The organism is Paenarthrobacter sp. YJN-5 (genome assembly GCF_015040095.1).
In the GTDB taxonomy this organism is placed as follows: Bacteria; Actinomycetota; Actinomycetes; order Actinomycetales; family Micrococcaceae; genus Arthrobacter; species Arthrobacter ureafaciens.
Genome location: NZ_CP053544.1, coordinates 1,430,860 through 1,454,610, shown reverse-complemented (window position 1 = coordinate 1,454,610; position 23,751 = coordinate 1,430,860). Strand labels below are relative to the sequence as shown.

Sequence of the window (23,751 nt, the reverse complement as noted above, 5' to 3'; positions counted from 1 at the left end):
CCTTTCCGGTGCCGGCCGCCGCGTGGATGACCGGACCAATATCATCCCAAGAATTTCTGGGAATTTCCTGACTGCAGCAGCTTTTTCCCGGACGGCATAACACCGGTTCCGCCGGTGCCGTAGAGAACACACGCAGGCACGGGGCCGAACGCCGGAGTAGCGTGCGCGAACACAGTAGTCTGGAGGGTAAATCCCCTACACGCGGAAAGCGAACCCTTCATGAGCGCCGACAAGTCAACCAGCTGGTCCTACGCAGAGAACCTGCCTGCTGAGGACGAGGTTTTGTTGCGCGCCCGCGAGCGGTCCTTCGAACTCGGTGTGACCCCCGTCAGCCAAGGCGTGGGCGCGGTCCTGACCGTTCTGGCGGCCGCTTCCAAAGCCCAGACCGTGGTGGAAGTCGGTGCAGGAGCCGGCGTTTCCGGTGTCTGCCTGTTGCGCGGCTTGGGACGCCAAGCCGTACTGACCACCATCGACCTGGATGTCGAACACCTCAAGGCGGCGCGGCAGGCGTATCTGGAGTCAGGCTCCCCGGCGAACCGGATCCGCACCATCTCCGGGCGGGCGGCAGACGTATTGCCCCGCCTGACGGACAATGCCTATGACCTGGTTTTTATTGACGCAGACAAAGCAAACTTCCCTAAATACGTCGAGCAAGGAATACGGTTGCTCAAATCCAAGGGAACGCTTGTAGTCAATGATGCCTTGGATAAGGACCGGGTCTCCAATCCCGCAGCCCGCGATGCCACCACCACGGTTCTCCGGCAGGTAGGTAAAAGCATTCGCGAGGACGACCGCCTGGTTTCGGCAATGCTGCCCACCGGAGACGGCCTGCTGGTAGCGGTCAAAAAATAGGAATTTCTTTTAGGCAATGAATAAAAGACCCTGGATCCGGTCCGGGCCTTAAACCCAAAAGCAGCGCCCGGTGACGGCCGGACGCTGCTCCTAAACGTTTCTATTCGGTTACGCCTACCAGGCACTCCTTGAGGTTTTGGGCCTCTGCGGCATTCAGCTCCACCACCAACCGCCCGCCACCTTCAAGCGGCACGCGCATAATCAAGCTGCGGCCCTCTTTGGTCACTTCCATAGGGCCGTCGCCAGTACGTGGTTTCATAGCCGCCATTAGGAAAATCCCCTCCATTTGTCCCAAGTCACGCCCAACCCGGCCGGGCTGGATCCGCGTCGCAATTGCAGCCGGCGGCAACGCTTGGGAGGCCGCCTTGGCCGGGCACAATATGTGCTTTTGTCCTTGCTTGTATTCCATTATCCCGTACTTACCCGCCCGTAGCGAATCAATGGAATGCCTTACGGAGGATAGTCGCCGCCGCCGGGCAATTGCGCCCATGCCCACAGCCACACCACCCAGACGATTTGGAGGAGGAGGAACATGAGCACCACCGTGCCCCGGTATGCCTTCGATCTGGAGAGCAGGGCAGCGCCAAGCGCCAACGGAAAGAGCGGCAGGAGCATCCTGAATGTACTGGTCTGCGGGTGGAGGAAAACCAGCAAGTAGCCCATGTAAGCGGCGCACCACAACCTCAGTTCGGTCCCCAGGGCACGGACCGGCTTTGAAATCATCACAAGGACGAACAGTCCGGCGAAGACGAAGGGGGCCAAGACGCCGAGGACCGGCCCGAACAACATTCGCCCGGCATCGAACCAAGGCTTAAAAGGAACCAGGTCGTCCCCTCGCCATGCCGTCTCCGTGCGCGTGTAGGCGGTCGGGTCCCCGGTGACAGCCCACGCGATAGCGGGCCAGGCCAATGCGCCGGCGCCAGTAGTCACCACCAGCGTTGCCAAGGACAACAGCTTCGGTGTGGCGACGGCGTCGCCCACCTCACGGGCGGGGCCGAAGCGCCGCCAGAGGTGCCATACCAGGAGGAGGCCCACCATCGCAGCGAACGGAACGCCGGTTGGTCGGGAAAAACACATCAACAGCACCACTGGAACAGCGGCAAGGTAGTGACGCCGTACCACCAGGAGCAACGATGACGCCAGCAGCAGGAGGTTGAGGGACTCAGCGTACGGAACCTGGAGGATGGGCGAGACCGGGAAGGTCGAAACAAAGACGACGCCCCACATCGCAGTGCGTCGACCGGTCACTTCCCGGAAGAGCTTGAAGATCACCAGGGCGGCACCCAATCCGGCCACCATGGCGATCGCCGTCAAGGACTGGAGCGTCCCGAGCCCGGTTATCGCGCTCAGGCCCCTGCCCAGGAAGGGGAAGAGCGCGTAAAAGGCCCAGGCGTTTTCTTTGACGACGCCGTTTTGGTCGACGGGCAAGGTGGCCGGATAGCCATCCTCCGCCGCCCGTTGGTACCAGCGTCCGTCCCAAATGGTGATGAAGTTCCAGTAGTCAGGGGCCGGGGGAAACCACGGGTTGGTTCCCTGATGGATGGCTGCTGCCATGAAGATGGCGGCACTGACGAGCCGCGCGGCGACGAAAACCAGGGAAACCTGGAGCCACCAAGGCCACGCCGCCATCGCGGCTCCTGCCCGGACAACTGCGCCTGCGAGGTGCTTCGTTGCTCCCTCCGTGGCCGCCGGGGTTCCGGCTGCCCGGGAGGGAACCTGGTTGTTCACTGCGTGGCCCTCAGGTTTTCGCCACCCTCGGCCTGCGACTTCAGCTGATCCCGCAGCCGCTCAATTTCGCGGTCCTTTGCCAGCAACTGGTCCCTTAGTTGGTCCAGGACCTGGTCTACCTGGTCCATCCGGTATCCGCGAAGGCCGAGCCCAAAACGAACGTTGTCCACGTCGGCTGCGCCCGCTTGCTCCGGCAGGAGGACTGGCGGCAGGTTGGGGGTTGGTTCGTCCAAGCCGGCTCCCATCGAGCGGCCCCGGACGATTCCGGCTCCGAAATACAGACCTGCCCCGACGAGGACGATCGCGAAAAATACCAGAAAAGAGCTCACAGCACCATCGTGCCAGAAGCAGTTGCCTACTCCGGGCGTTGCTCCCCCGTCGGCGTGGGCAGGGGTTCGCCGTGAAGCACACGGTGTACCGCGTCTGCGGGGTCATCCACCAACTGGATCAGGTCAAGGTCCTTTTCCGACACCATGCCCTCGGCCACCAGCGTGTCACGGATCCACTCGATCATCGGGCCCCAGAACCGGACGCCCAGAAGGACGATCGGGAATGATGTCACTTTGCGCGTCTGGACCAGCACCATGGCCTCGAACAGCTCATCGAGGGTTCCCAGGCCGCCCGGAAGCACTACGAAGCCTTGGGCGTACTTGACGAACATCGTCTTCCGGGCGAAAAAGTACCTGAAGTTGATGCCGAGGTCCACCCAGGGATTCAGCCCCTGTTCGAACGGCAGCTCGATCCCCAAACCGACGGAAACGCCGTTGCCCTCCACGGCTCCTTTGTTGGCAGCTTCCATGGAGCCCGGGCCACCGCCCGTGATGACGGCTACGCCGGCTTCGGCCAGCTTGCGTCCCACGTCCACTGCCATCTCATAGAACTCTGTGCCCGGCTTGGTGCGGGCGGAACCAAAGACACTGACAGCGGGCCCGATGTCGGCCAAAGCCCCAAAGCCCTCTACGAACTCGCTTTGGATGCGCAGTACCCGCCAGGGGTCGGTATGGATGAACTGTCCGGCGCCGCTTGTATCCAGCAGGTGCTGGTCCGACATTCCGGTATCTGCCTGTTTACGCCGCAGCTCCAGGGGGCCTTTATGCTTGGCCGGCGCTGCCGCGGAAGGAAGCGCCGCGTTGCTCCCCCCTCGGCCGTTGGCGTCGGGGTTGGGAACTGGATGCTGGCTGATACTCATTGCCCAAGGCTAACGCCTAGGAATGCGAGTATCCGCACTTGGCGCACAAGCTCGCATTGCAGTCTCATATCCGGCTGAAAAACAGGTTTCTGTTCAGTCACGATCTCAAAGAAGTTGCCGTGATCGTGGTCATAATTGCTGCGTAGTTCGCTAGATTCAAGCTATGACTACTCAAGTGCCCGGCGATGCGCTCGTCTCCCTGAACAGCGTCAACAAGCATTACGGTCAATTGCACGTCCTCAAAGACATCAACCTTCAGGTCAAGAAGGGTGAAGTTGTAGTGGTCATCGGACCCTCCGGCTCCGGTAAGTCCACGTTGTGCCGTGCCATCAACCGTTTGGAAACGATCGACGACGGCGAGATCTCGATCGACGGAAAGAAGCTCCCCGAAGAGGGCAAGGAACTGGCCCACCTCCGTGCCGACGTCGGCATGGTCTTCCAGTCCTTCAACCTCTTCGCCCACAAGACGATCCTCGAGAACGTCACGCTGGGTCCCATCAAAGTCAAGGGCGTCGCGAAGGGTACGGCCGAGCGCGAAGCCATGGCCCTCCTGGAGCGCGTCGGCGTCGGGCATCAGGCACCGAAGCTTCCTGCGCAGCTCTCCGGCGGCCAGCAGCAGCGTGTGGCCATCGCCCGGGCCCTGGCGATGAAGCCCAAAGTGATGCTCTTCGATGAGCCCACCTCCGCGCTCGATCCGGAAATGATCAACGAGGTCCTCGATGTCATGATCCAGTTGGCCAAGGAAGGCATGACGATGATCGTGGTCACCCACGAGATGGGCTTCGCGCGCAAGGCAGCCGACCGCGTTGTGTTCATGGCGGACGGACAGATCGTCGAAGACGCCAAGCCTGAGGAATTCTTCACGAACCCGCAGAGCAACCGGGCCAAGGACTTCCTGTCCAAACTCCTGACCCACTAGCTCCTGAAGGCCTTCACCCTGGCCACCAGGAATCGCACCCCCGGCCGTACACCGGCCATCCACTGAAAGGAACGTCATGAAGTCTCTGATTACCCGGAGGAAGTCACTCCTGGTTGCCGCATCGGCTGCGCTTGCCCTCTCGCTGAGCGCCTGCGGTGGCGGCGGGAGCTCGACGACTCCCCCCGTAGCGTCTGCGAGCTTCGAAGCAGGCACCACCATGGAGAAGCTCAACAAGGCACAGAAGATCACCATCGGTACCAAGTTCGACCAGCCGCTCTTCGGCCAGAAGGGCCTTGACGGCAAGCCGGTCGGTTTCGACGTTGAAATCGGCAAGGCAATCGCCGCCAAGCTGGGCATCCCGGCAGACAAGATCGAATGGGTCGAGACCGTTTCGCAGAACCGCGAATCGTTCATCGAGCAGGGCCGCGTTGACCTGGTCATCGCCACGTACACCATCAACGACGCCCGCAAGGAAAAGGTCTCCTTCGCTGGCCCGTACTACGAAGCCGGCCAGGCACTGCTGGTCAACAAGGACGACAACTCCATCACCAAGCCGGAGGACGTCAAGGGCAAGAAGGTCTGCTCCGTCACTGGTTCCACCCCTGCCAAGACCATCGCCGAAAAGTACGGTGCTGAAGTTGTTCCGGCCGCTACCTACACCGCTTGCCTGGAGCCGCTGCGCAACAAGCAGGTTGTCGCCGTGACCACGGACAACGTCATCCTGGCCGGTTACGTTGACAAGGAACCGGATGCCTTCAAGCTCGCCTCGGATGAAACCTTCACCAAGGAGCCTTACGGCATCGGCCTGAAGAAGGACGACACCGTCTTCCGCAACTGGATCAACGACCAGCTTGAAGCCATCCAGAAGGACGGCGACTACAAGAAGGCTTGGGAAGCTACGGCAGGCAAGGTCATCAAGACCGCACCTGAGCTTCCGGCCGTCGACCGCTACTAGCAGTCAGTCCAGCAGCTGCCGCCGTCCCTTCCCCGGGACGGCGGCAGTTCCTGAACCAGGACCCTGTTCCGTGATCAGCTGCAGCAAAAGGAAGCCATGGACGCCGTCATAGCAAGCCTCCCCCAATACTGGGACGGATTTCTCCGCACCCTCTACCTCTCCGTCATCTCAGGAATCATCGCCCTCGTCGTAGGAACCATCCTCGCGGCCATGAGGGTCTCGCCCGTTGCTGCGCTCCGCGGCTTCAGCATGTTCTATGTGGAAGTCGCCCGGAACACGCCACTGACGATCATCTTCTTCTTCTCCGCAATCGTCCTCCCCAGGCTGGGAGTGAAGTTCGACCAATTCGAAGTCGCCGCCATCATCGCACTGAGCAGCTACACGGCCGCCTTCATCGCCGAAGCCGTCCGTTCCGGCGTTAACAGTGTTCCGGTGGGACAGGCAGAAGCAGCCCGAAGCGTCGGCATGACCTTCACCCAGGTTTTGGGCTTCATCGTCCTGCCCCAGGCTGTCCGCACCGTGGTTCCGCCCTTGATCAACATCCTGATCGCCTTGGTCAAGAACTCTTCGGTTGCCGGCGCCTTCTTCGTCCTCGAGTTGTTCGGCTACGGCCGCCAGCTCTCCAATGACTACGGCAACCAGGTCCTTTGGATCCTGCTCGGGGTGGCGTTCTTCTACCTCCTCATCACGGTTCCGTTGGGTCTCCTGGCGCACTTTGTTGAACGAAAGGTGGCGATTGCCCGATGACCTCGGTCCTTTACGACGTCCCGGGGCCGAAGGCCCGCCTTTACTCGCTCATCGGTTCGGCGGCCGGGATCGTCCTGATCCTTGGCGTGCTGGCCATCGCCGTCATCACGCTTGCGCAGCAGGGCATTTTCGACGCCGACCGCTGGGAAATCTTCTACGGTCCCATGGCGCCGGATGTCTGGAACCTGATCGGCCAGGGCATCATCTCCACGCTGACCGCGGCGGCCGTGGCAGCGATCATTGCCTTTCCGCTGGGAATTGCGCTCTGCCTCCTGAGGATCTCGTTGATCCCGTGGGTTCGAATTCCGACGCAGGTGGTCCTCGAGTTCCTCCGCGGCATGCCGGTTGTCCTCATGATGTTGTTCGTCCTGCTGGTGTTCGCCACCGGACAGTTCCAAGCGGTGGTTGTGGGCCTGGTGCTCTACAACGCCGCCATCTTCGCCGAGATCCTGCGTGCAGGCATCCAGTCGCTGCCCAAGGGCCAACGTGAAGCCGGCCTGGCCATCGGCCTGCGCAGCTTCCAGTCGCGCATGATCATCGAATTCCCGCAGGCTGTACGCCGCATGCTGCCGTCCTTGGTGGCACAGCTCGTCGTGCTCCTGAAGGACACGTCGCTCGGCTACATCGTGGGCTACGAGGAATTGCTCCGGAAGATCCAGATCATGGCTGACTTCCTGGGTCCGGACTTCCTGTTCCCCGCGTTCTTCGTGGGCGCTGCGATCTACATCCTGATCAACCTCACGGTCTCCCGGATCGCGATCTGGATCGAACGCCGCGGCTCCAAGAAGGCCGCGGGCGGCACAGCCCGCGCCAACGCGGCCGGAACCGTACCAACCGCCAAGTAGTCGTAAAGCCCGACTATGCGCCAAAAGGGGCGGGACCGGTGATCTTCACCGATCCCGCCCCTTCTGCATTGCCGGCAAGGGACTACTGACCCAGCCACGTCCTCAGGGCACGCAGGCACTCACGGATGGCATCGGCGTCGACGTGTTCATTGTCCTTGTGCGCCAGCAGCGGGTCCCCGGGTCCGAAGTTCACAGCCGGGATGCCCAACTCACTGAAGCGTGCGACGTCGGTCCAGCCGTATTTGGGCTTCGGCTCGGCTCCCACTGCGGCCACGAAGGACGCTGCGGCAGGGTGGTTCAGGCCGGGACGCGCACCGGCCGCGGCGTCGGTACGGACGACCTCGAAGCCTTCCAGCAGTTCCCGCACGTGGGCTTCGGCTTCATCCGGAGTCTTGTCCGGCGCAAACCGGTAGTTGATCTCCACCACGCAGCGGTCCGGGATGACGTTTCCGGCCGTTCCGCCGTTGATCTTCACGGCGTTGAGGCTTTCCCGATAGTCGAGGCCGTCCACGTTGATGGTGCGCGGTTCATAGGCTGCCAGCCGGGCAAGGATGGGAGCCGCAGCATGGATGGCGTTGCTACCCATCCATGCGCGGGCCGAGTGCGCCGCTTCTCCCAGCGTGGTTGCTTCGAAGCGGCTGGTTCCGTTGCAGCCGCCCTCCACTGTGCCGTGGGTAGGTTCCAAAAGGATGGCGAAATCACCGTCCAGCAGCTCGCCGTGGTTCCGCACCAACCGGCCAAGGCCGCTCTTGACGGCCTCCACTTCCTCATGGTCGTAGAAAACGAACGTGACGTCCCGGTCCGGCTCCCGGTCGCCGTCGAACAGTGTTGCTGCCAAGGCGAGCTGTACAGCCACTCCGCCCTTCATGTCCGTGGTCCCGCGCCCGTAAAGGACACCTTCGCCGGGAACACCGGACTCCCACGTGGCTGGAACAGTACCCAGCGAGCCAGGAACCGTGGGAAGCGGGACGGTGTCCAAGTGGCCGGCCAGGATGACCCGCTCCGGGCGGCCCAGCTCCGTGCGGGCGATGATGGCGTCACCGTCCCGCACCACTGTGTAGCGGGGAAGGGCCCGCAGGGCGGCTTCGACGGCATCGGCCAGTTCGGTCTCGTTGCCCGAGACGCTGTTGATATCGATAATGGCCGCCGTCAGTAAAGCAACGTCCTGGCGCAGGTCGAGGAGGGCAGGTGCGGATTTCAGGGTCACCCCTCCACCTTAACTGCTGCGCGCCTCGGACCAGGGAAAAGGGAATACGACTCCAGTCCTTGGAACGGGTTTCAGCCGCACCGCGCCCGGTAGCTAAACTTGGGGCCATGACTGAAACTGCTTCTTCCGCTGTGCCCGTAACTGCGTCCGTTAGCGACCGATCAGCTTACGGATTCGGCCTCGCCACGATCGCTACCTCGGCCTCCGGGGAAGCAACCGTACTGGATGTCTGGTACCCCTCCCCCGCGTTGGGGGTAGCAGCCGACACCCTGAGGGACGTCGACAACGCCGACCCTGCACTGACTGCCCTCGCCGAGGACGGCAAGGACGCCGACCGCGGCACCGAGCAGAAGGTAGTGTTCGCCCAGATCGACTTGGACGCTGCCCCGGCCGACACGGCTGACGCCTACCTCCGCCTGCACCTGCTGTCACACCGCTTGGTCAAGCCGAACAGCATCAACCTGGACGGTATCTTCGGCAAGCTCCCCAACGTTGTGTGGACCAACTTCGGTCCGGCCGCCGTCGAGGGCTTCGAGCTGACGCGCGCACGCCTGCGCAAGCGTGGCAACGTGGTGGTCTACGGCGTGGACAAGTTCCCCCGCATGGTGGACTACGTCGTCCCCACCGGCGTCCGCATCGCCGACGCCGACCGCGTCCGCCTGGGTGCCCACCTTGCCGAAGGCACCACCGTAATGCACGAAGGCTTCGTTAACTTCAACGCCGGCACCCTGGGCACGTCCATGGTCGAAGGCCGTATCTCCGCTGGCGTGGTGGCCGGCGACGGCACCGACGTCGGTGGCGGCGCGTCCATCATGGGCACGCTGTCCGGCGGCGGCAAGGAGAAGATCGCCCTGGGCGAGAGGGTCCTGTTGGGCGCGAACTCGGGCGTAGGCATCAGCATCGGTGACGACTCCGTGGTGGAGGCGGGCCTCTACGTGACCGCCGGCACGCGGGTCCGCGTTCCGGGCCCCAAGGACGAGAACGGCGAGGACACCAGCCAGATCATTAAGGCCGTGGAGCTTTCCGGAGTCCCCAACCTCCTGTTCCGCCGCAACTCCACCACCGGTGGCGTCGAGGTCCTGCCACGCAAGGGCCAGACCGTGGAATTGAACGAGGCTTTGCACGCCAACTAGCAGGAGACCAACTGTGCGCCGTTTGCGCCGCATCATCATCATGGTGCTGGCCTTGGCCTTGGTGGCCGGCGCCGTTTACGCCATAGTCGCCGTGCTGCAGCGCTCCGAGACACTGGTCTCGGAGCGCTGCGTCGCTGTGGTGGGCTCAGCCAGCTTCGAACTCGCCACAGACCAAACCGCGAACACGGCGCTCATTACGGCTGTGGCCGTCCGCCGTGGCCTGCCTCCGCGCGCGGCCAGCATTGCCCTGGCAACCGCGATGCAGGAGTCACGCCTGCGGAACATCAATTACGGAGATGAGGCCGGCCCGGATTCCCGCGGCCTGTTCCAACAGAGGCCATCCCAAGGCTGGGGAACCGAAGCCCAGGTCATGGATCCCACCTATGCCGCGAATGCTTTCTATGACGGGCTGGTGAAGATTCCCGGCTACGAAAGCATGGAAATCACGCAGGCGGCGCAGGCAGTCCAGAGATCGGCCTTCCCGCGCGCGTACGCCCAGCATGAACCCATGGGCCGCGCCTTCGCTTCTGCCCTGACGGGTCATTCCGAAGCAGCGTTGGACTGCGAGTTGAGGATGCCGGAAGCGGCCGGTGACCCTGCCGCCGTAGTGGATGAACTCACGACGGCGTTCGGCACCCAAGTGGCCGGCGTCGAGGGACGGTCGGTGCGCCTTGAGGTGACGGGCCCGCAGGCGTGGGCTGTGGCCCATTGGGCCGTGGCCAATGCCAAGTCACTGTCGATTACCCAGGTCGATGCGGCCGGCCGGACCTGGAACCGGGAGCAGCGCAAAGGCTGGACCGACTCTGCGGCGGCATCGGACGGTGTGACCATCACGGTGTCAGCCCCCACCACCTAGGCCACAGGTTCAGGCAGCGGGCCTAGGCAAGAAGCTCCACCACCGGCTGGACGTAGCTCCGGAACACGTCCGGCTGGGACAGGAGCCTGTGGCTCATGAAGATCGTGCTCGGCTCCAGGTACCAGGCCCGTGGCTCAGTCAGCGGAAGCTCGATGATGGTGAGGTCGAAGTCGCGCGAGCTCCGCCCCACTTCCAGGAGCCGGTCCTCCACCAGCTCGTTGAGGACGTTGGTGACCCCGTTGGCTTCGCGGGCCGCTTCGAGATCCGCATATTCGTCGATCCTGTCCGTGGCCCATGCCAGGGCAGCTCCGAAGTGCGCCTGCAACACCCTTTGTAGGGCCGGTGAGTTGCCGAAGGCCTTGAAACTGGGAGGAGTAAGCTCCTGGGCCGGTTCGGGATAGGACTTGACGAGCTTCTCCCACCACGCTTCCCATTCGGTCTTCAGCGCGCTGATACCTCCCACATCCGAGGTGAGGTGGCTATGGTCGGCTTGGCGGATCTTGGGAGCGGCGTGGGCCAGCATCGGCTTTCCGACGCCGTCGAGTCCGGCTACGTCCCGCAAGTACAAGGCGATGAGCATCGGCCCTGACGTGTCCATGGTGATGCGCCATCCCGGGCCGCCTGACTCATGCATCCGAATTCCTCCCTTGGACAGGGTTCCCGACATGTCCCAGTCTATTCCTGAAGGGCCCCGGGGGTAACGGCCCGGGGGCACGGCTTCCGGGGTTAGGCCCGGGCCGAAGCCACCTGAAGGGTTTGGAGGTGTGCTTCCAGGACGTCGCTGCACATCGCTGCGGTCATCCATTCAGGCTGCAACAGCGCATGCATGCATAATCCGTCCACAGTGGCCAGGAGCCGTTCCGCTTCCGTCACCAGCGCCTGCGGGTTGTCGATGTCCTGTGGACGCAACAGCACCATCAACCGTCCGATGACGGCGGCAACCGAACGGTGGCTGCGTTCGGCCTCGGGGGCCAATACGGGGGTGATCCGCGCTGCCTGCCGGAAAGCCATCCATACGCAGGCGTCCACGGCCGATTCCTCGTCCAAGGGCAGGAGCTGACCCAGGAGGTTCAGAACGGCCTTGTGGTGTTCAGCGCCCTCACTATCCTCTACCAGTCCCAGAGCCGCTTCCAGGCGGGCAACGATCCGGTCCACAACGGAGGCGAAGGAGTACACCAGGAGTTCATCGCTGCTGGCGAAATAGTGGCGGACCGATCCGACGGCGAGCCCCGCTTCATCGGCCACCTCGCGGAGGGATGCCCTGTGCAGGCCGTCGCCGGCGATGATGCGGAACACGGCTTGGACGACTTCCTGGCGCCGGACTTCGGCATCAACAATTTTGGGCACCAGTATTTTCTAGCACGAATGTGCTTCCACCACGCTCAACACTGAGCGGCGTGGCTCCGATTTCCGATAGCGTAGACACCATGAAAATTCTTGTCACGGGCGGCACCGGCTACATCGGTTCGCACACCGTTTTGTCCCTCCAGGAAGCCGGCCACGACGTCGTCGTCCTCGACAACCTCGTGAACTCCAGCGAAGAGTCGCTGCGGCGGGTGTCTGAACTGACAGGCAAAACCGCCGCCTTCCACGAGGTGGACCTGGTGGACGAGCCGGCCGTCGAGGCGGTCTTCGGCCAGCACGACATCGACGCGGTCATCCACTTCGCGGGCCTCAAGGCAGTGGGTGAATCAGTCCAGGAGCCTCTGGCCTACTACTACAACAACATCGTGGGCACGCTGAACCTTCTCCGCGCCATGGATAAGCACAACGTCCGATCGATCGTTTTCAGCTCCTCGGCAACTGTTTATGGCGAGCACAACCCGATCCCCTACATCGAGAAGATGGAGATCGGCGCCAACAATCCGTACGGCCGCACCAAGGAACAGATCGAGGACATCCTCTCCGATCTTGGCAACGCCGATGACCGCTGGCATATAGCACTGCTGCGCTATTTCAACCCGGTGGGCGCCCATCCCTCGGGCCGGATCGGCGAAGACCCGCAGGGCATCCCGAACAACCTCGTTCCGTTCATTGCCCAGGTTGCCGTGGGCCGCCGCGAGAAGCTCATGGTCTTCGGCGGCGACTACGACACCCCTGACGGCACCGCCCAGCGTGACTACATCCACGTGGTTGACCTCGCGGAGGGGCACGTGGCCGCACTGAACTACATCGCGTCCCGCCAGGGCGTCCGCCGCTGGAACCTCGGTTCGGGCAAAGGATCCTCGGTGCTGGAAGTCCTCCGCTCCTTCGAGAAAGCCGTGGGCCGGCCCATCCCCTACGAGATCACGGGACGCCGCGCAGGAGACCTTCCTGCCTTCTGGGCCGACGCTTCCTCCGCTTTGGCAGACCTTGGCTGGTCCACTACCAAGACCGTGGACCAGATGTGCGAAGACCACTGGCGCTGGCAGAAGAACAACCCGTACGGATACAACGCCACCGAGCCTGCCGCGGCCCAAGCCTAGGCGGGCACCACTTCGGTGACCAACGACGGCGGCCGCCCACCTCGCGCGAGGTGGGCGGCCGCCGTCGTTATTGGCTCTGATGCAGTATCAGTTGGCCGGGTAGTTGCGCTCCGGCTCCCCCGTGTAGAGCTGCCGCGGACGGCCGATCTTGGTCTGGGGATCGTTGATCATCTCACGCCACTGGGCAATCCAGCCCGGGAGGCGTCCGATGGCGAAGAGAACGGTGAACATCTTCTCCGGGAAGCCCATGGCCTTGTAGATGAGGCCGGTGTAGAAGTCGACGTTCGGGTACAGCTTGCGCTGGATGAAGTAGTCGTCCGCGAGGGCCTTTTCTTCCAGGCGCATGGCGATGTCCAGCAGTTCGTCGTTGCCGCCGAGCTTGCTGAGGACCTCGTGGGCCGTGGCCTTGATGATCTTCGCACGGGGGTCGTAGTTCTTGTAGACGCGGTGCCCGAAGCCCATGAGGCGGACGCCGTCTTCCTTGTTCTTGACCTTCTCCATGTAGTCCTCAGGCTTGATGCCCTCGGCCTGGATCTGGCGGAGCATCTTCAGCACGGCCTCGTTGGCGCCGCCGTGGGCAGGGCCGAAGAGTGCGTTGATGCCTGCCGAAACGGAGGCGAAGAGGTTTGCGTTGGATGAACCCACCAGGCGCACCGTGGACGTGGAGCAGTTCTGCTCGTGGTCGGCGTGCAGGATGAGCAGGAGATCCAAAGCCTTGACCACAACGGGGTCGAGCTCGTACTGCTCCGCCGGGAGGCCGAAGCTCAGGCGCAGGAAGTTCTCCACGAGGTTCATGGAGTTGTCCGGGTAGAGCATGGGCTGGCCGATGGACTTCTTGTGGGCGTAGGCAGCGATCACCGGAAGCTTGGCCATGAGCCGGATGGTGGAAACTTCCACGTGTTCGGCGTTGAACGGATCCAGCGAGTCCTGGTAGAAGGTGGACAGCGCGGAAACAGCCGAGGACAGCACCGGCATCGGGTGGGCGTCGCGCGGGAAGCCGCCGAAGAAGCCCTTCAGCTCTTCGTGCAGCAGGGTGTGGCGACGGATGCGCTGATCGAACTCTTCCAGTTCGGTGGGGGTCGGCAGGTTGCCGTAGATCAGCAGGTAGGAAACTTCCAGGAAGTTCGAGTGCTGTGCGAGCTGCTCAATGGGGTACCCGCGGTAGCGCAGGATGCCTGCGTCACCGTCAATGTACGTGATGGCCGATGTGGTAGCTGCGGTGTTCATGAAGCCGGGGTCATAGGCAACGGCGCCCGTCTGCTTCAGCAGCTTGGAAACGTCATAGCCTTCGTTTCCTTCTACAACCTTGATGCGCGGCAGTTCAAGTTCGCCGCCGGCATGGCGCAGTGTCGCGCTGGTGGTCTCAGTCATGGAGTCCCCTTCACGAGGCCTCTGGGCCTCTATAGAACGCTTGTCCAATCAACTTCTGGTGACGCCGTGTTCTGCCCTGCTGTTGCAGGACTCCAACGGCCGGAGTGCTTTCTTATTGAAGGCCACCATTGATAGTCAATTAAAAAGCTACCGCCAGTAACCGTCGGGAACTAATCCAAGCCCAACGATTACTGGCGGAATCACGCTAATTGTGCCGCAAGTCACAGCTTCGTTATGCGACCGAGTTCAACCTCTCCACAGCCGCGTCGATTCGTTCGTCCGTGCCCGTCAATGCCACGCGAACGAAGCCGTTGCCTGCCTCGCCATAGAACACGCCTGGTCCCACCACGATGCCCAGCCCGGCGAACCGTGCCACGGTATCCCACGTGGCTTCTCCGGCCGTCGACCACAGGTAGAGTCCCGCGTCGGAGTCGTGGATGGTCAGTCCAAACTTCTCCAGCGCCGGAACCAGCCTCTCGCGGCGGCTCCTGTAAAGGTCCTTCTGCGCCAGGACATGGTCGGCGTCGCCCAGTGCCACGCGCATGGCTTCCTGCACCGGGTAGGGCACAATCATTCCGGCATGCTTACGGCTGTTAACCAGGTTCGCCATGATGGCGGCGTCGCCGGCCACGAATGCGGCCCGGTAGCCGGCCAGGTTGGATTGCTTGCTCAGGGAGTACACACTCAGCAGCCCGTCAGTGGAACCACCCGTAACGCGCGGGTCCAGCACACTGGGTACCGGTTCTCCCCCGCGTTGGGCGTCCCAAGCACCCCAGCCCAGTTCCGCGTAGCATTCGTCCGACGCCACCACAGCGCCGATCTCCCGGGCCTGGGCCACAATTCGCCGCATGGATTCGACGTCCCTCACGCTGCCCGTCGGGTTGCCCGGCGAGTTGATCCAGACCAACCGCACCTTGGCACGGGTGGCGGCATCAAGTTCGTCCAGGTCATCTGCGGCAACGGCCGTGGCTCCGGCCAGCGTGGCACCGATGTCGTAGGTCGGGTAAGCCACCGTGGGCCGCACCACCACATCGCCGCTTCCCAGACCCAGGAGGAAGGGAAGCCAGGCGACCAGTTCCTTGGAACCCACAGTCGGCATCACGTCGCGGGGGTCCAGGCCGGGGACGCCACGACGGCTGGCAAACCAATCCACAACTGCCTGGCGCAGCGGTGCAGTGCCGTGGACAGTGGGATAACCGTGGGCATCCGATGCCGACGCCAAGGCCTCACGGATGAGGCCAGGCGTGGGATCCACGGGAGTTCCGATGGAGAGGTTGACTACCCCGCCAGGGTGCTTCGAAGCGGTCGCAACATACGGCGCCATGGCCTCCCACGGGTAATCGGGAAGGTTAAGGCCGAACGCGGGCGCCGCGGAAATCAAGGGCGCAGCCACCTCTAGTGGTCTTGGTTCTGCGGCGGCAGGGCGGCAATGAACGGGTGGTCCTTGCCGGTGTTCCCGATCTTCGCAGCACCACCCGGAGAGCCAAGGTCGTCAAAGAATTCGACGTTGGCCTTGTAGTAGTCTGCCCACTCTTCCGGGGTGTCATCCTCGTAGTAGATGGCTTCCACCGGGCACACGGGCTCGCAGGCACCACAGTCGACGCATTCGTCGGGGTGAATGTAGAGGGAACGCTCACCTTCGTAAATGCAGTCAACAGGGCACTCTTCGATGCATGCCTTGTCCTTGACATCCACACACGGCTGCGCGATTACGTACGTCACGTCCCAGACCTCTCAACGGTTTGTCCCGGCAACAGGCCGGGTAATACTCCCGACAATATGCCGGGCACTCAACTTCCAACCTATTATCCATCAGTGCCGCGACGCCAACCTAGCTCGCGTCATAGTATGAATCGGTGACCCAAACGCTGCCGCCCGCTCAATTCCTCCAGACAGCCGAGCCCGGTACGCGGGTAGTGGTGCGCTACAGGATTGCCGACGGCCTCACGGATGCACTGGGCTACTTGCTGGAGGCCGGCGAGACCAGCTGCACCGTGCGGACGCGGACGTCCGACGTCGAAATTCCCTTGGAACTGGTGATCGCAGCCAAGCAGGTACCGCCCCCTCCGCCGCGGCGTAAGCCGACCGTGCGCTGAGAGGTTCAGTCTTCTCTTGCCGTTGACGCAACGTCCACGGCGGCATTCCACCGGGCGCGAAGACGGCTGGCGACCAAGAGCATGATGAACGTCACGCCGGCGATGCCGTAGACCCAGACGTTTCCCGCGACGTCCGCCAGGACCAATTGCTTGGCGGGACCGCCCGAGGACAGTACCCCCACCGCAGCGTAGGTCACAATACCGGCGACCGCCGTCGGGACTACCGAACGGCGCCATGCCGCCAGCCACAGCTGCACGGAAGCCAGCAACAGCAGCGCGGCACAAATGCCCCAGGGAAGTTCGACGCCGGCCACGGATACGGTCTGCCGGTGCAGGGCCGTGCCCGCAAGGGACACGAAAAGAGCCGCCAGTACGGCTGCAGCAATGCTGCGGGCTGTACTGGCGGCTCCCCTCTTCATGCAGAGATTCGGTTCCCTGCGGCGACTATGCGCGGGCGCGGGCGCGGTTGGCCTTCGCGCGCTCGTTCGAGTCCAGGATCACCTTGCGGATGCGGATGTCCTCCGGGGTGACCTCAACGCACTCGTCCTCGCGGGCGAACTCGAGCGACTCTTCCAGGGTGAGCTCACGCGGCGGGGTCAGGTTCTCGAAGGAATCCGAGGAAGCCGCACGCATGTTGGTGAGCTTCTTTTCCTTGGTGATGTTCACATCCATGTCGTCGGCGCGGGAGTTCTCGCCGACGATCATGCCTTCGTACACCTCGGAGGTGGGCTTCACGAAGAAGGAACCGCGCTCTTGGAGGTTGATCATGGCGAACGGAGTCACAACACCGGCGCGGTCGGCGATCATCGAACCGTTGGTGCGGTATTCGATCGGGCCGGCCCACGGCTCGTAGCCCTCGGAAATGGAAGCCGCGATACCGGCACCACGGGTGTCCGTGAGGAACCGGGTACGGAAGCCGATAAGGCCACGGGCGGGAACAATGAACTCCATGCGGCACCAGCCGGTGCCGTGGTTGGCCATGTTGGTCATGCGACCCTTGCGGGCAGCCATGAGCTGCGTTACGGCACCCAAGTACTCTTCCGGCACGTCGATGGTCATGTGTTCCATCGGCTCGTGCAGCTTCCCGTCGATGGTCTTGGTGACTACCTGCGGCTTGCCGACGGTGAGTTCGAAGCCTTCACGACGCATCTGCTCAACGAGGATGGCCAGGGCGAGCTCGCCACGGCCCTGGACTTCCCAGGCGTCGGGACGCTCGGTGGGGAGCACCTTGATGGAGACGTTACCGATCAGTTCCTTGTCCAGGCGGTCCTTCACCTGGCGCGCGGTGACCTTGGCACCCTTGACCTTGCCGGCCAGCGGCGAGGTGTTGATACCGATCGTCATGGAGATCGCGGGATCGTCCACCTTGATCAGGGGCAGCGGCTGCGGGTTTTCCAGGTCGGTGAGCGTCTCACCGATGGTGATGTCTTCGATGCCCGCGACGGCAACGATCTCGCCGGGTCCTGCGGATTCAGCCGGTACGCGCTCGAGTGCCTTGGTGGCCAGGAGCTCGGTGATCTTGACGGTCTTCAGCTCGCCGTTCTGGCGGGCCCAGGCAACCTGCTGGCCCTTGCGGAGGGTTCCGTTGTAGATGCGGAGCAGGGCGAGGCGACCGAGGAACGGGGAGGCGTCCAGGTTGGTCACGTGTGCCTGCAGCACGCCTTCCGGGTTGTACGTCGGGGCCGGGATGTGCTCGATGATCGTCTTGAACAGGGGCTCAAGGTCCTCGTTCTCCGGAGCCGAGCCGTTGGCAGGCTGTTCGAGGGATGCGCGGCCGACCTTGGCTGCTGCGTAAACGACCGGAACTTCCAGGACCTTGTCCAGGTCCAGGTCCGGAACTTCGTCGGCGAGATCGGAGGCCAGGCCCAGGAGGAGGTCCATGGACTCGTGCACAACCTCATCGATACGGGCGTCGGGGCGGTCGGTCTTGTTGACCAGGAGGATCACCGGCAGGTGGGCAGCCAGTGCCTTACGGAGGACGAAGCGGGTCTGCGGAAGGGGACCTTCGGAAGAGTCGACCAGCAGCACGACGCCGTCAACCATCGAGAGCCCGCGCTCAACTTCGCCACCGAAGTCGGCGTGGCCGGGGGTGTCGATGACGTTGATGGTGATGGTCTCGCCATTGGAGGACGGGCCGTTGTAGGCAACCGTGGTGTTCTTGGCGAGGATGGTGATGCCCTTTTCGCGCTCCAGGTCACCGGAATCCATGACGCGGTCCTCAACCTCGCCGTGGGAGGCGAAGGAGTTGGTCTGCTTGAGCATGGCATCGACCAGGGTGGTCTTGCCGTGGTCAACGTGTGCAACGATCGCGACGTTGCGCAGATCGCTCCGCGACGCAGTATTAACGGTAGTTTCAGACATGCGTTTATGACTCGTTTCAGTGGTGAAGTCAGCTGTTGTAATCCGCGCGCAAACCTGATCTTCCTGACCGGAATACACAACGAAAAGACCCCGGGACACAGGGCACCTATGGCTATTCTAAACGCACACGCATGAGAGGGCCTAAAAAGCAATACTTCAGGGGCCCGGATGTGCCCCTGCTCACGCTGCCGCAGCGTTTGCTAAATGTTCAATCAAGATGCTGGATTTTCTTCCCGCCGTGCCCCATGATGTCTGCAGGAACCAGTGCCCTTCGGAGAAAATCGATGCGAAAAGCTTCGGCCGTGTTCCGCATGCTCGCACCGTTGATCGCCGTAGGCGTTCTGGCGGCCGGCTGCGGAACAAGCCAGCCATCCCCTGCCGCCACCTCACGCTCGGCCGCGCCCGCAGCGGCAGCGACGGCGGCCGCGGAAAAACCCCGGAGCGTGGCCTCGGAGTCCCCCGCTCCGAATCTGCCCGCAGGCTCCCTCTACAGGAACCCCGCGAACAACCGGAACGAAATCGTCCTGGCCGACGTCCGCCACACGGCTGTCCTCATTGGCGACTCCCAGTCCCAGCCCAAGGACTCGTGGCCACAACGCGGCATCGCTGCCCTCGGCTACAAGCTGTACGTGGCAGGGATGGGCGGCACCGGCTTCGTGGCCGCCAACGACAAGACCGGTAACTACATTGACGCCCTCCAGCGCGGTGACTGGGTGCTCCCCTACGGGAGCCCGCCGCTCATTGTCATCCAAGGCGGTGGCAATGACGCCGCCCAGAAAGCTACGGACGCGCAGATCGCTTCCAACGCCGAACGGCTCCTGGCGGTGCTGAAGAAGCGGTACCCCGGCTCGAGGATGGCCATGATCGGCACCCTGGCCAAGGGGGCTGCCAACGGCGGCGGACGGCGGACAGAAGTGGATGCCCTCCTCGGCAGGGTTGCTGCCAAGAACAACATTCCGTTCGTCAGCGCCGGCGACTGGCTCACGAGCTACGACGCGGCGAAGGACCTGCAGGACAACGTCCACATGAAACCGTCCGGCCACGAGAAGCTGGGCAAGGTCTTGGCGGGCCAGCTTGCCGCCCTCGGGCTGGCTCCGCGGCCGGACAGCGATACCGCGCCGCAACCGGCGTCGTAATTTGTCCCTTAGACGGCAAAGCCGGTGGTTCCCTTTCGGGGACCACCGGCTTTGCCGTTGCTCTACTGACCGGAAGTACGACGCCGGTTATGCCACCGCCGGGGGCAGCAGCAGCGAGCCGCCCGGGATCGCATCCAGCAGGGCCTGCGTGTAGGCCTGCTGCGGGTTGTCGAAGACGTCGTCGGTGCTTCCCGTCTCTACCAGCTTGCCCTTCTCCATGACGCAGACGTGATCGGCGATCTGACGGACCACCGCGAGGTCGTGTGTGATGAACAGGTACGTCAGGCCGAGGTTGTCCTGAAGTTCAGCGAGGAGATTGAGCACCTGCGCCTGGACCAGGACGTCCAGTGCGGAAACAGCCTCGTCACAGATGATGACCTCGGGATCCAAGGCGAGGGCACGCGCGATGGCAATACGCTGGCGCTGACCGCCGGAGAGCTCGTTCGGGTAACGCTGCATGGTGGTCTGCGGCAAGGCGACCTGGTCCAGCAGCTCCCGGACCTTCTTCTCACGGCTTGCCTTGTTCCCAATCTTGTGGGTCCGAAGCGGTTCTTCGATGGTCCGGAAGATGTTGTACATCGGATCCAGCGAACCGTAGGGGTCCTGGAAGATTGGCTGCACGCGCCGCCGGAACTTGAAGAGGTCCTTGCTGTTAAGCGTGGAGGTATCCACGCCGTCGAAAATGATCTTTCCCGACGTTGGTTCCAGCAGATTCAGGACCATTTGCGCGACGGTGGACTTTCCGGAGCCGGATTCGCCAACGATGGCGGTGGTCGTTCCACGCTTCACGGCAAAGGACACGGAATCCACTGCCGTGAAGTCCGTGGTCTTGCCCACGCCCCCGCGCAGTTTGAATACCTTAGTGAGGTTCTCTACCTGCAGCACATTCTCCGTGAGCTCGGGCTGAGCTACAACCGGTTCCGTGGGGGCCAGCACTTCTTCGGACTCGATGCCCTGTTCCTTGGCCACCTGAATACGCCTTGAGGCGAGGGAAGGCGCGGAAGACACAAGCCGCTGGGTATAAGGGTGCCGGGGATTGCGCAACAGTTCGAGCGATGGACCTGATTCAACCACCTGGCCCCGGTACATCACGACTACCTTGTCGGCGCGCTCAGCCGCCAAACCGAGGTCGTGGGTGATCAGCAGCACCGCTGTCCCGAGCTCGGTGGTCATCTTGCCCAGATGGTCAAGAATCTGCCGCTGGACGGTGACGTCAAGCGCCGACGTGGGTTCGTCGGCAATCAGAAGCCGCGGCTGACACGACAGGCCGATGGCTATCAAGGCACGCTGCCTCATACCCCCGGAAAATTCGTGGGGGTATTGGTTGGCCCGACGGGATGCATCAGGAAGCCCTGCCTCGGAAAGGACCTTCGCAACATCCTTCGGGCCGGAAGGCAAACCGTTGGCTTTGAGCGTTTCACGCACCTGAAAACCGATCTTCCACACCGGGTTGAGGTTGGACATCGGGTCCTGCGGAACCATGCCGATCTGGTTGCCGCGAAGTTCGATCATCCGCCGTTCATTGGCGTGGGCGATGTCCTCGCCGTCAAAGATGATCTCGCCGCCTGCCACACGACCGTTTCCCGGGAGGAGTCCTATGGCGGCCAAGGCCGAGGTCGACTTGCCGGAACCGGACTCTCCTACGATGGCGACCGTTTCGCCCGGCATCACCGTAAAATGCGCGTTCCTCACAGCGTTTACTTCGCCATTGCTCGTAGCGAAGTTGATGGCCAGATTCTTGACTTCCAGGAGCGGACGCTCCGCGCCGGGCGTCTCTTCCGTGATGTGAACACTTGCGTTCATGTCAGGGCCTTTCATCGTTTCCGCGCTTTGGGGTCCAAGGCATCACGCAGGGCGTCACCCAGCATGATGAAGCTCAGGACCGTTATGGAAAGCGCGATGGCGGGGTACAGCAGCGGCATCGGGTTGGACCGCAGGGAGGCCTGCGCCGCCTGGATATCGTTGCCCCATGACATGACGCTCGGCGGAAGACCAATGCCCAGGAACGACAAGGTGGACTCGGCGACGATGAAGGTTCCCAAGGAGATGGTGGCTACAACGATGATTGGCGCCAGCGAGTTGGGCAGGACGTGCCGGACCAACGATTTGAACCGCGATACTCCCAGGGAACGTGCGGCAACCACGAAGTCGGCATTCCGCACCTCTATGACGGCGCCACGGGTAATACGCGCAATCTGTGGCCAGCCAAACGTGATCAGAATCAGCACCAGTGTCCACACTGTCCGATTGGAGCGGAACATCGGCAGCTGCATCAGAACGATTGCGCCGAGGATCAGGGGCAGAGCGAAGAAGATGTCGGTGACACGGGCGAGGATGGCGTCAAGCCAGCCGCCGTAGTAGCCGGCCAACGCACCGATGATGCCACCCAGAAGGACGACGCCGATGGTGGTGAACAGCCCGACCATCACGGACGACCGCGTGCCGAATATGACGCGGGCGTATACGTCGCAACCCTGCTTGTTGAAGCCCAATGGATGCCCGCCAACCGGTGCGCCGTTGGAATTGGCCAGTTGACAGGCCTCGCTGGACGGATCGATCGGGGAGAAAAGGTGCGGGAAGATCGAGACGACTACCACTGCGAAGATCATGATCACCGAGATGATGAACAAGGGCTGCTTGCGCAAGTTCTTCCATGCTTCACCCCAAAGGCTTGAGGGTGCGTTCTCCTCCCTCACCTTGTCAGTGGCCTGCAGCGGTGTTTCGTCCACGTCGGCAACGAAGTGCTCGATACGACGGCGGGTAGTGCTGCTCTTCCCCGTCAGGTTGTTATCAGGCGTCATAGCGGATCCTCGGGTCAAGCCAGGCGTACAGGAGGTCAACGAGGAGGTTCGATACGCAGTAGATCAAAACCAGTACGGTGACGATGGAAACAACGGTCGGTCCCTCACCTGACAATACGGCGCGGTAAAGACGATTGCCGACGCCGGGCACGTTGAAGATTCCTTCTGTGACGATGGCGCCGCCCATCAGCGTTCCCAGGTCCGCACCCAGAAAAGTCACGACAGGAATGAGGGAGTTACGCAGAATGTGAACGTTGACCACCCGGAACCGGGAAAGGCCCTTGGCCGTGGCCGTGCGGACGTAGTCGGCGTTCATGTTCTCAATAACACTGGTTCTGGTCAGTCGCAGCACATAGGCAAAAGACGCCAGGCCAAGGACCACCGCCGGAAGGATGAGGTCCGGAATAGTGGCAGCGGCGCTGACCGTGGGTTTTGCCCATCCCAGTTGCACACCGATGAAGAACTGGAGCAGGAAGCCCAGAACGAAGATGGGGATGCCGATCACAATAAGGGAGGCGATCAGGACGGTGCCGTCAAAGAGCTTGCCTTTCCGGAGGCCAGCGATCAGGCCGAAGGCTATACCGAAGACACCTTCAAAGATAAGGGCCATGACAGCCAGTCGCGCCGTGACCGGGAAGACCTCACCGAGTACAGCGGCGATGGGCCGGCCGGAGAAGTCCTGACCAAGATCAAACGTGACGATGCTCTTGAGGTAGAGCAGGTACTGGACAATAAACGGCTGATCCAGGTTGTATTGCGCCCGTAACCGGGCCGCGACAGCCTCGTTCACGGGTTTGTCGCCGAACAGGGCGGCGATGGGGTCCCCGGGAAGACTAAACACGAGGAAGTAGACCAACAGGGTAGCTCCCAGGAAAACCGGGACCAGTTGGAGGAAGCGCTTGAGGATGTACGTTGCCATCAGCAGACCACATCCTTGTCAGCAGGCACCCGTTCCAGGGGTACAGCGGAGTTGTTCATTGAAGAACCTTTTCGTTTGAAATGCGGTCGGCACTCCCCCAGGACGTGTCTCCGCACAAGGACGCCCAACCGGAGTTGGGCGTCATTTAGTTGATGCGCAGTAAGGCGGTGG

25 protein-coding genes are annotated in these 23,751 nt (G+C 62.6%); 10 read left to right on the top strand and 15 right to left on the bottom strand.

The annotated features are described in order from the left end of the window. The first annotated feature begins 219 nt into the window (after positions 1 to 219). Entirely contained in the window at positions 220 to 852 is a 633-nt protein-coding gene (locus HMI59_RS06900) for an O-methyltransferase (protein WP_062097349.1), read from the top strand. A 100-nt stretch (positions 853 to 952) separates the two neighbouring features. Here HMI59_RS06900 and HMI59_RS06895 read toward each other — a convergent pair whose 3' ends face one another. From HMI59_RS06895 to HMI59_RS06880, 4 genes are all read right to left on the bottom strand, one after another. Further along, on the bottom strand, positions 953 to 1,120 hold the full coding sequence (locus HMI59_RS06895; RefSeq protein ID WP_069695244.1) for a DUF3117 domain-containing protein: 168 nt from the start codon (positions 1,118 to 1,120) through the stop codon (positions 953 to 955). A 182-nt stretch (positions 1,121 to 1,302) separates the two neighbouring features. Continuing rightward, positions 1,303 to 2,481 (bottom strand): hypothetical protein, encoded by a 1,179-nt coding sequence (locus HMI59_RS06890; RefSeq protein ID WP_166183820.1) that lies wholly within the window; start codon positions 2,479 to 2,481, stop codon positions 1,303 to 1,305. Positions 2,482 to 2,576: 95 nt separating this feature from the next. Then, positions 2,577 to 2,909: a DivIVA domain-containing protein gene (locus tag HMI59_RS06885; RefSeq protein WP_227471557.1), complete on the bottom strand. Its 333-nt coding sequence runs from the start codon at positions 2,907 to 2,909 to the stop codon at positions 2,577 to 2,579. A gap of 26 nt (positions 2,910 to 2,935) precedes the next feature. Beyond that, positions 2,936 to 3,769, bottom strand: coding sequence for a TIGR00730 family Rossman fold protein (locus HMI59_RS06880; protein WP_021471778.1), 834 nt, complete (start codon positions 3,767 to 3,769; stop codon positions 2,936 to 2,938). Between the two features lie 163 nt (positions 3,770 to 3,932). Here HMI59_RS06880 and HMI59_RS06875 point away from each other — a divergent pair, with 163 nt between their 5' ends. The 4 genes from HMI59_RS06875 to HMI59_RS06860 all read left to right on the top strand — a co-directional run bounded on the left by HMI59_RS06875 (position 3,933) and on the right by HMI59_RS06860 (position 7,235). Continuing rightward, positions 3,933 to 4,688 carry an amino acid ABC transporter ATP-binding protein gene (locus HMI59_RS06875; RefSeq protein WP_031216321.1) on the top strand — a complete coding sequence of 252 codons (756 nt, stop codon included), beginning with the start codon at positions 3,933 to 3,935 and terminating at the stop codon, positions 4,686 to 4,688. 76 nt (positions 4,689 to 4,764) lie between these two features. Next, the gene (locus HMI59_RS06870) at positions 4,765 to 5,643 is read left to right on the top strand and encodes a glutamate ABC transporter substrate-binding protein (RefSeq protein WP_069695198.1); all 879 of its coding nucleotides are present in this window, start codon (positions 4,765 to 4,767) and stop codon (positions 5,641 to 5,643) included. Positions 5,644 to 5,739: 96 nt separating this feature from the next. Beyond that, the gene (locus HMI59_RS06865; RefSeq protein WP_021471775.1) at positions 5,740 to 6,390 is read left to right on the top strand and encodes an amino acid ABC transporter permease; all 651 of its coding nucleotides are present in this window, start codon (positions 5,740 to 5,742) and stop codon (positions 6,388 to 6,390) included. Continuing rightward, positions 6,387 to 7,235 carry an amino acid ABC transporter permease gene (locus HMI59_RS06860; protein ID WP_193593197.1) on the top strand — a complete coding sequence of 283 codons (849 nt, stop codon included), beginning with the start codon at positions 6,387 to 6,389 and terminating at the stop codon, positions 7,233 to 7,235. Before HMI59_RS06865 ends, HMI59_RS06860 begins: the two co-directional genes overlap by 4 nt. Before the next feature lie 82 nt (positions 7,236 to 7,317). Here the strand turns inward: HMI59_RS06860 and dapE are convergent, their stop codons facing one another. Beyond that, on the bottom strand, positions 7,318 to 8,442 hold the full coding sequence (gene dapE, locus HMI59_RS06855) for a succinyl-diaminopimelate desuccinylase (RefSeq protein WP_193593196.1): 1,125 nt from the start codon (positions 8,440 to 8,442) through the stop codon (positions 7,318 to 7,320). 107 nt (positions 8,443 to 8,549) lie between these two features. On the opposite strand from dapE, the gene dapD reads away from it, so the two are divergent. Together dapD and HMI59_RS06845 are read left to right on the top strand one after the other, a co-directional pair. Further along, positions 8,550 to 9,575: a 2,3,4,5-tetrahydropyridine-2,6-dicarboxylate N-succinyltransferase gene (gene dapD, locus HMI59_RS06850; protein WP_069695200.1), complete on the top strand. Its 1,026-nt coding sequence runs from the start codon at positions 8,550 to 8,552 to the stop codon at positions 9,573 to 9,575. Positions 9,576 to 9,588: 13 nt separating this feature from the next. Continuing rightward, complete coding sequence (locus HMI59_RS06845; protein ID WP_166183452.1) at positions 9,589 to 10,431, top strand: hypothetical protein; 843 nt, start codon at positions 9,589 to 9,591, stop codon at positions 10,429 to 10,431. A gap of 22 nt (positions 10,432 to 10,453) precedes the next feature. Here the strand turns inward: HMI59_RS06845 and HMI59_RS06840 are convergent, their stop codons facing one another. Together HMI59_RS06840 and HMI59_RS06835 are read right to left on the bottom strand one after the other, a co-directional pair. After that, positions 10,454 to 11,065, bottom strand: a complete 612-nt coding sequence (locus HMI59_RS06840; RefSeq protein WP_031216320.1) for a hypothetical protein — start codon at positions 11,063 to 11,065, stop codon at positions 10,454 to 10,456. A gap of 92 nt (positions 11,066 to 11,157) precedes the next feature. Next, a complete protein-coding gene (locus tag HMI59_RS06835; protein ID WP_166183454.1) occupies positions 11,158 to 11,778 on the bottom strand; it encodes a TetR/AcrR family transcriptional regulator in 621 nt (206 codons plus the stop codon). Between the two features lie 80 nt (positions 11,779 to 11,858). Here HMI59_RS06835 and galE point away from each other — a divergent pair, with 80 nt between their 5' ends. Continuing rightward, entirely contained in the window at positions 11,859 to 12,896 is a 1,038-nt protein-coding gene (galE, locus tag HMI59_RS06830; RefSeq protein ID WP_166183456.1) for a UDP-glucose 4-epimerase GalE, read from the top strand. Positions 12,897 to 12,983: 87 nt separating this feature from the next. On the opposite strand, the gene HMI59_RS06825 is transcribed toward galE, so the two are convergent. The 3 genes from HMI59_RS06825 to fdxA all read right to left on the bottom strand — a co-directional run bounded on the left by HMI59_RS06825 (position 12,984) and on the right by fdxA (position 15,989). After that, positions 12,984 to 14,267, bottom strand: a complete 1,284-nt coding sequence (locus HMI59_RS06825) for a citrate synthase (protein ID WP_021471767.1) — start codon at positions 14,265 to 14,267, stop codon at positions 12,984 to 12,986. 232 nt (positions 14,268 to 14,499) lie between these two features. After that, entirely contained in the window at positions 14,500 to 15,648 is a 1,149-nt protein-coding gene (gene dapC / locus HMI59_RS06820) for a succinyldiaminopimelate transaminase (RefSeq protein WP_193593694.1), read from the bottom strand. Positions 15,649 to 15,662: 14 nt separating this feature from the next. Continuing rightward, complete coding sequence (gene fdxA, locus HMI59_RS06815) at positions 15,663 to 15,989, bottom strand: ferredoxin (RefSeq protein ID WP_018776555.1); 327 nt, start codon at positions 15,987 to 15,989, stop codon at positions 15,663 to 15,665. Between the two features lie 134 nt (positions 15,990 to 16,123). Here fdxA and HMI59_RS06810 point away from each other — a divergent pair, with 134 nt between their 5' ends. Next, positions 16,124 to 16,363 (top strand): hypothetical protein, encoded by a 240-nt coding sequence (locus tag HMI59_RS06810; protein WP_193593195.1) that lies wholly within the window; start codon positions 16,124 to 16,126, stop codon positions 16,361 to 16,363. A 5-nt stretch (positions 16,364 to 16,368) separates the two neighbouring features. Here HMI59_RS06810 and HMI59_RS06805 read toward each other — a convergent pair whose 3' ends face one another. Continuing rightward, positions 16,369 to 16,782, bottom strand: coding sequence for a hypothetical protein (locus HMI59_RS06805; RefSeq protein ID WP_021471764.1), 414 nt, complete (start codon positions 16,780 to 16,782; stop codon positions 16,369 to 16,371). A 25-nt stretch (positions 16,783 to 16,807) separates the two neighbouring features. Next, on the bottom strand, positions 16,808 to 18,724 hold the full coding sequence (typA, locus tag HMI59_RS06800; RefSeq protein ID WP_021471763.1) for a translational GTPase TypA: 1,917 nt from the start codon (positions 18,722 to 18,724) through the stop codon (positions 16,808 to 16,810). Positions 18,725 to 19,008: 284 nt separating this feature from the next. Between typA and HMI59_RS06795 the strand changes: the two genes are divergently transcribed. Then, a complete protein-coding gene (locus tag HMI59_RS06795; RefSeq protein ID WP_166183457.1) occupies positions 19,009 to 19,860 on the top strand; it encodes an SGNH/GDSL hydrolase family protein in 852 nt (283 codons plus the stop codon). Between the two features lie 87 nt (positions 19,861 to 19,947). Here HMI59_RS06795 and HMI59_RS06790 read toward each other — a convergent pair whose 3' ends face one another. Genes HMI59_RS06790 through HMI59_RS06780 form a run of 3 tightly spaced genes read right to left on the bottom strand, consistent with a single transcriptional unit; the run spans position 19,948 to position 23,580 of the window. Beyond that, positions 19,948 to 21,663: an ABC transporter ATP-binding protein gene (locus HMI59_RS06790; RefSeq protein ID WP_227471556.1), complete on the bottom strand. Its 1,716-nt coding sequence runs from the start codon at positions 21,661 to 21,663 to the stop codon at positions 19,948 to 19,950. Positions 21,664 to 21,674: 11 nt separating this feature from the next. After that, the gene (locus HMI59_RS06785) at positions 21,675 to 22,661 is read right to left on the bottom strand and encodes an ABC transporter permease (RefSeq protein ID WP_193593193.1); all 987 of its coding nucleotides are present in this window, start codon (positions 22,659 to 22,661) and stop codon (positions 21,675 to 21,677) included. Then, positions 22,651 to 23,580: an ABC transporter permease gene (locus HMI59_RS06780; RefSeq protein ID WP_193593192.1), complete on the bottom strand. Its 930-nt coding sequence runs from the start codon at positions 23,578 to 23,580 to the stop codon at positions 22,651 to 22,653. The genes HMI59_RS06785 and HMI59_RS06780 overlap by 11 nt, the downstream gene beginning before the upstream one ends. Positions 23,581 to 23,751: the final 171 nt, after the last annotated feature.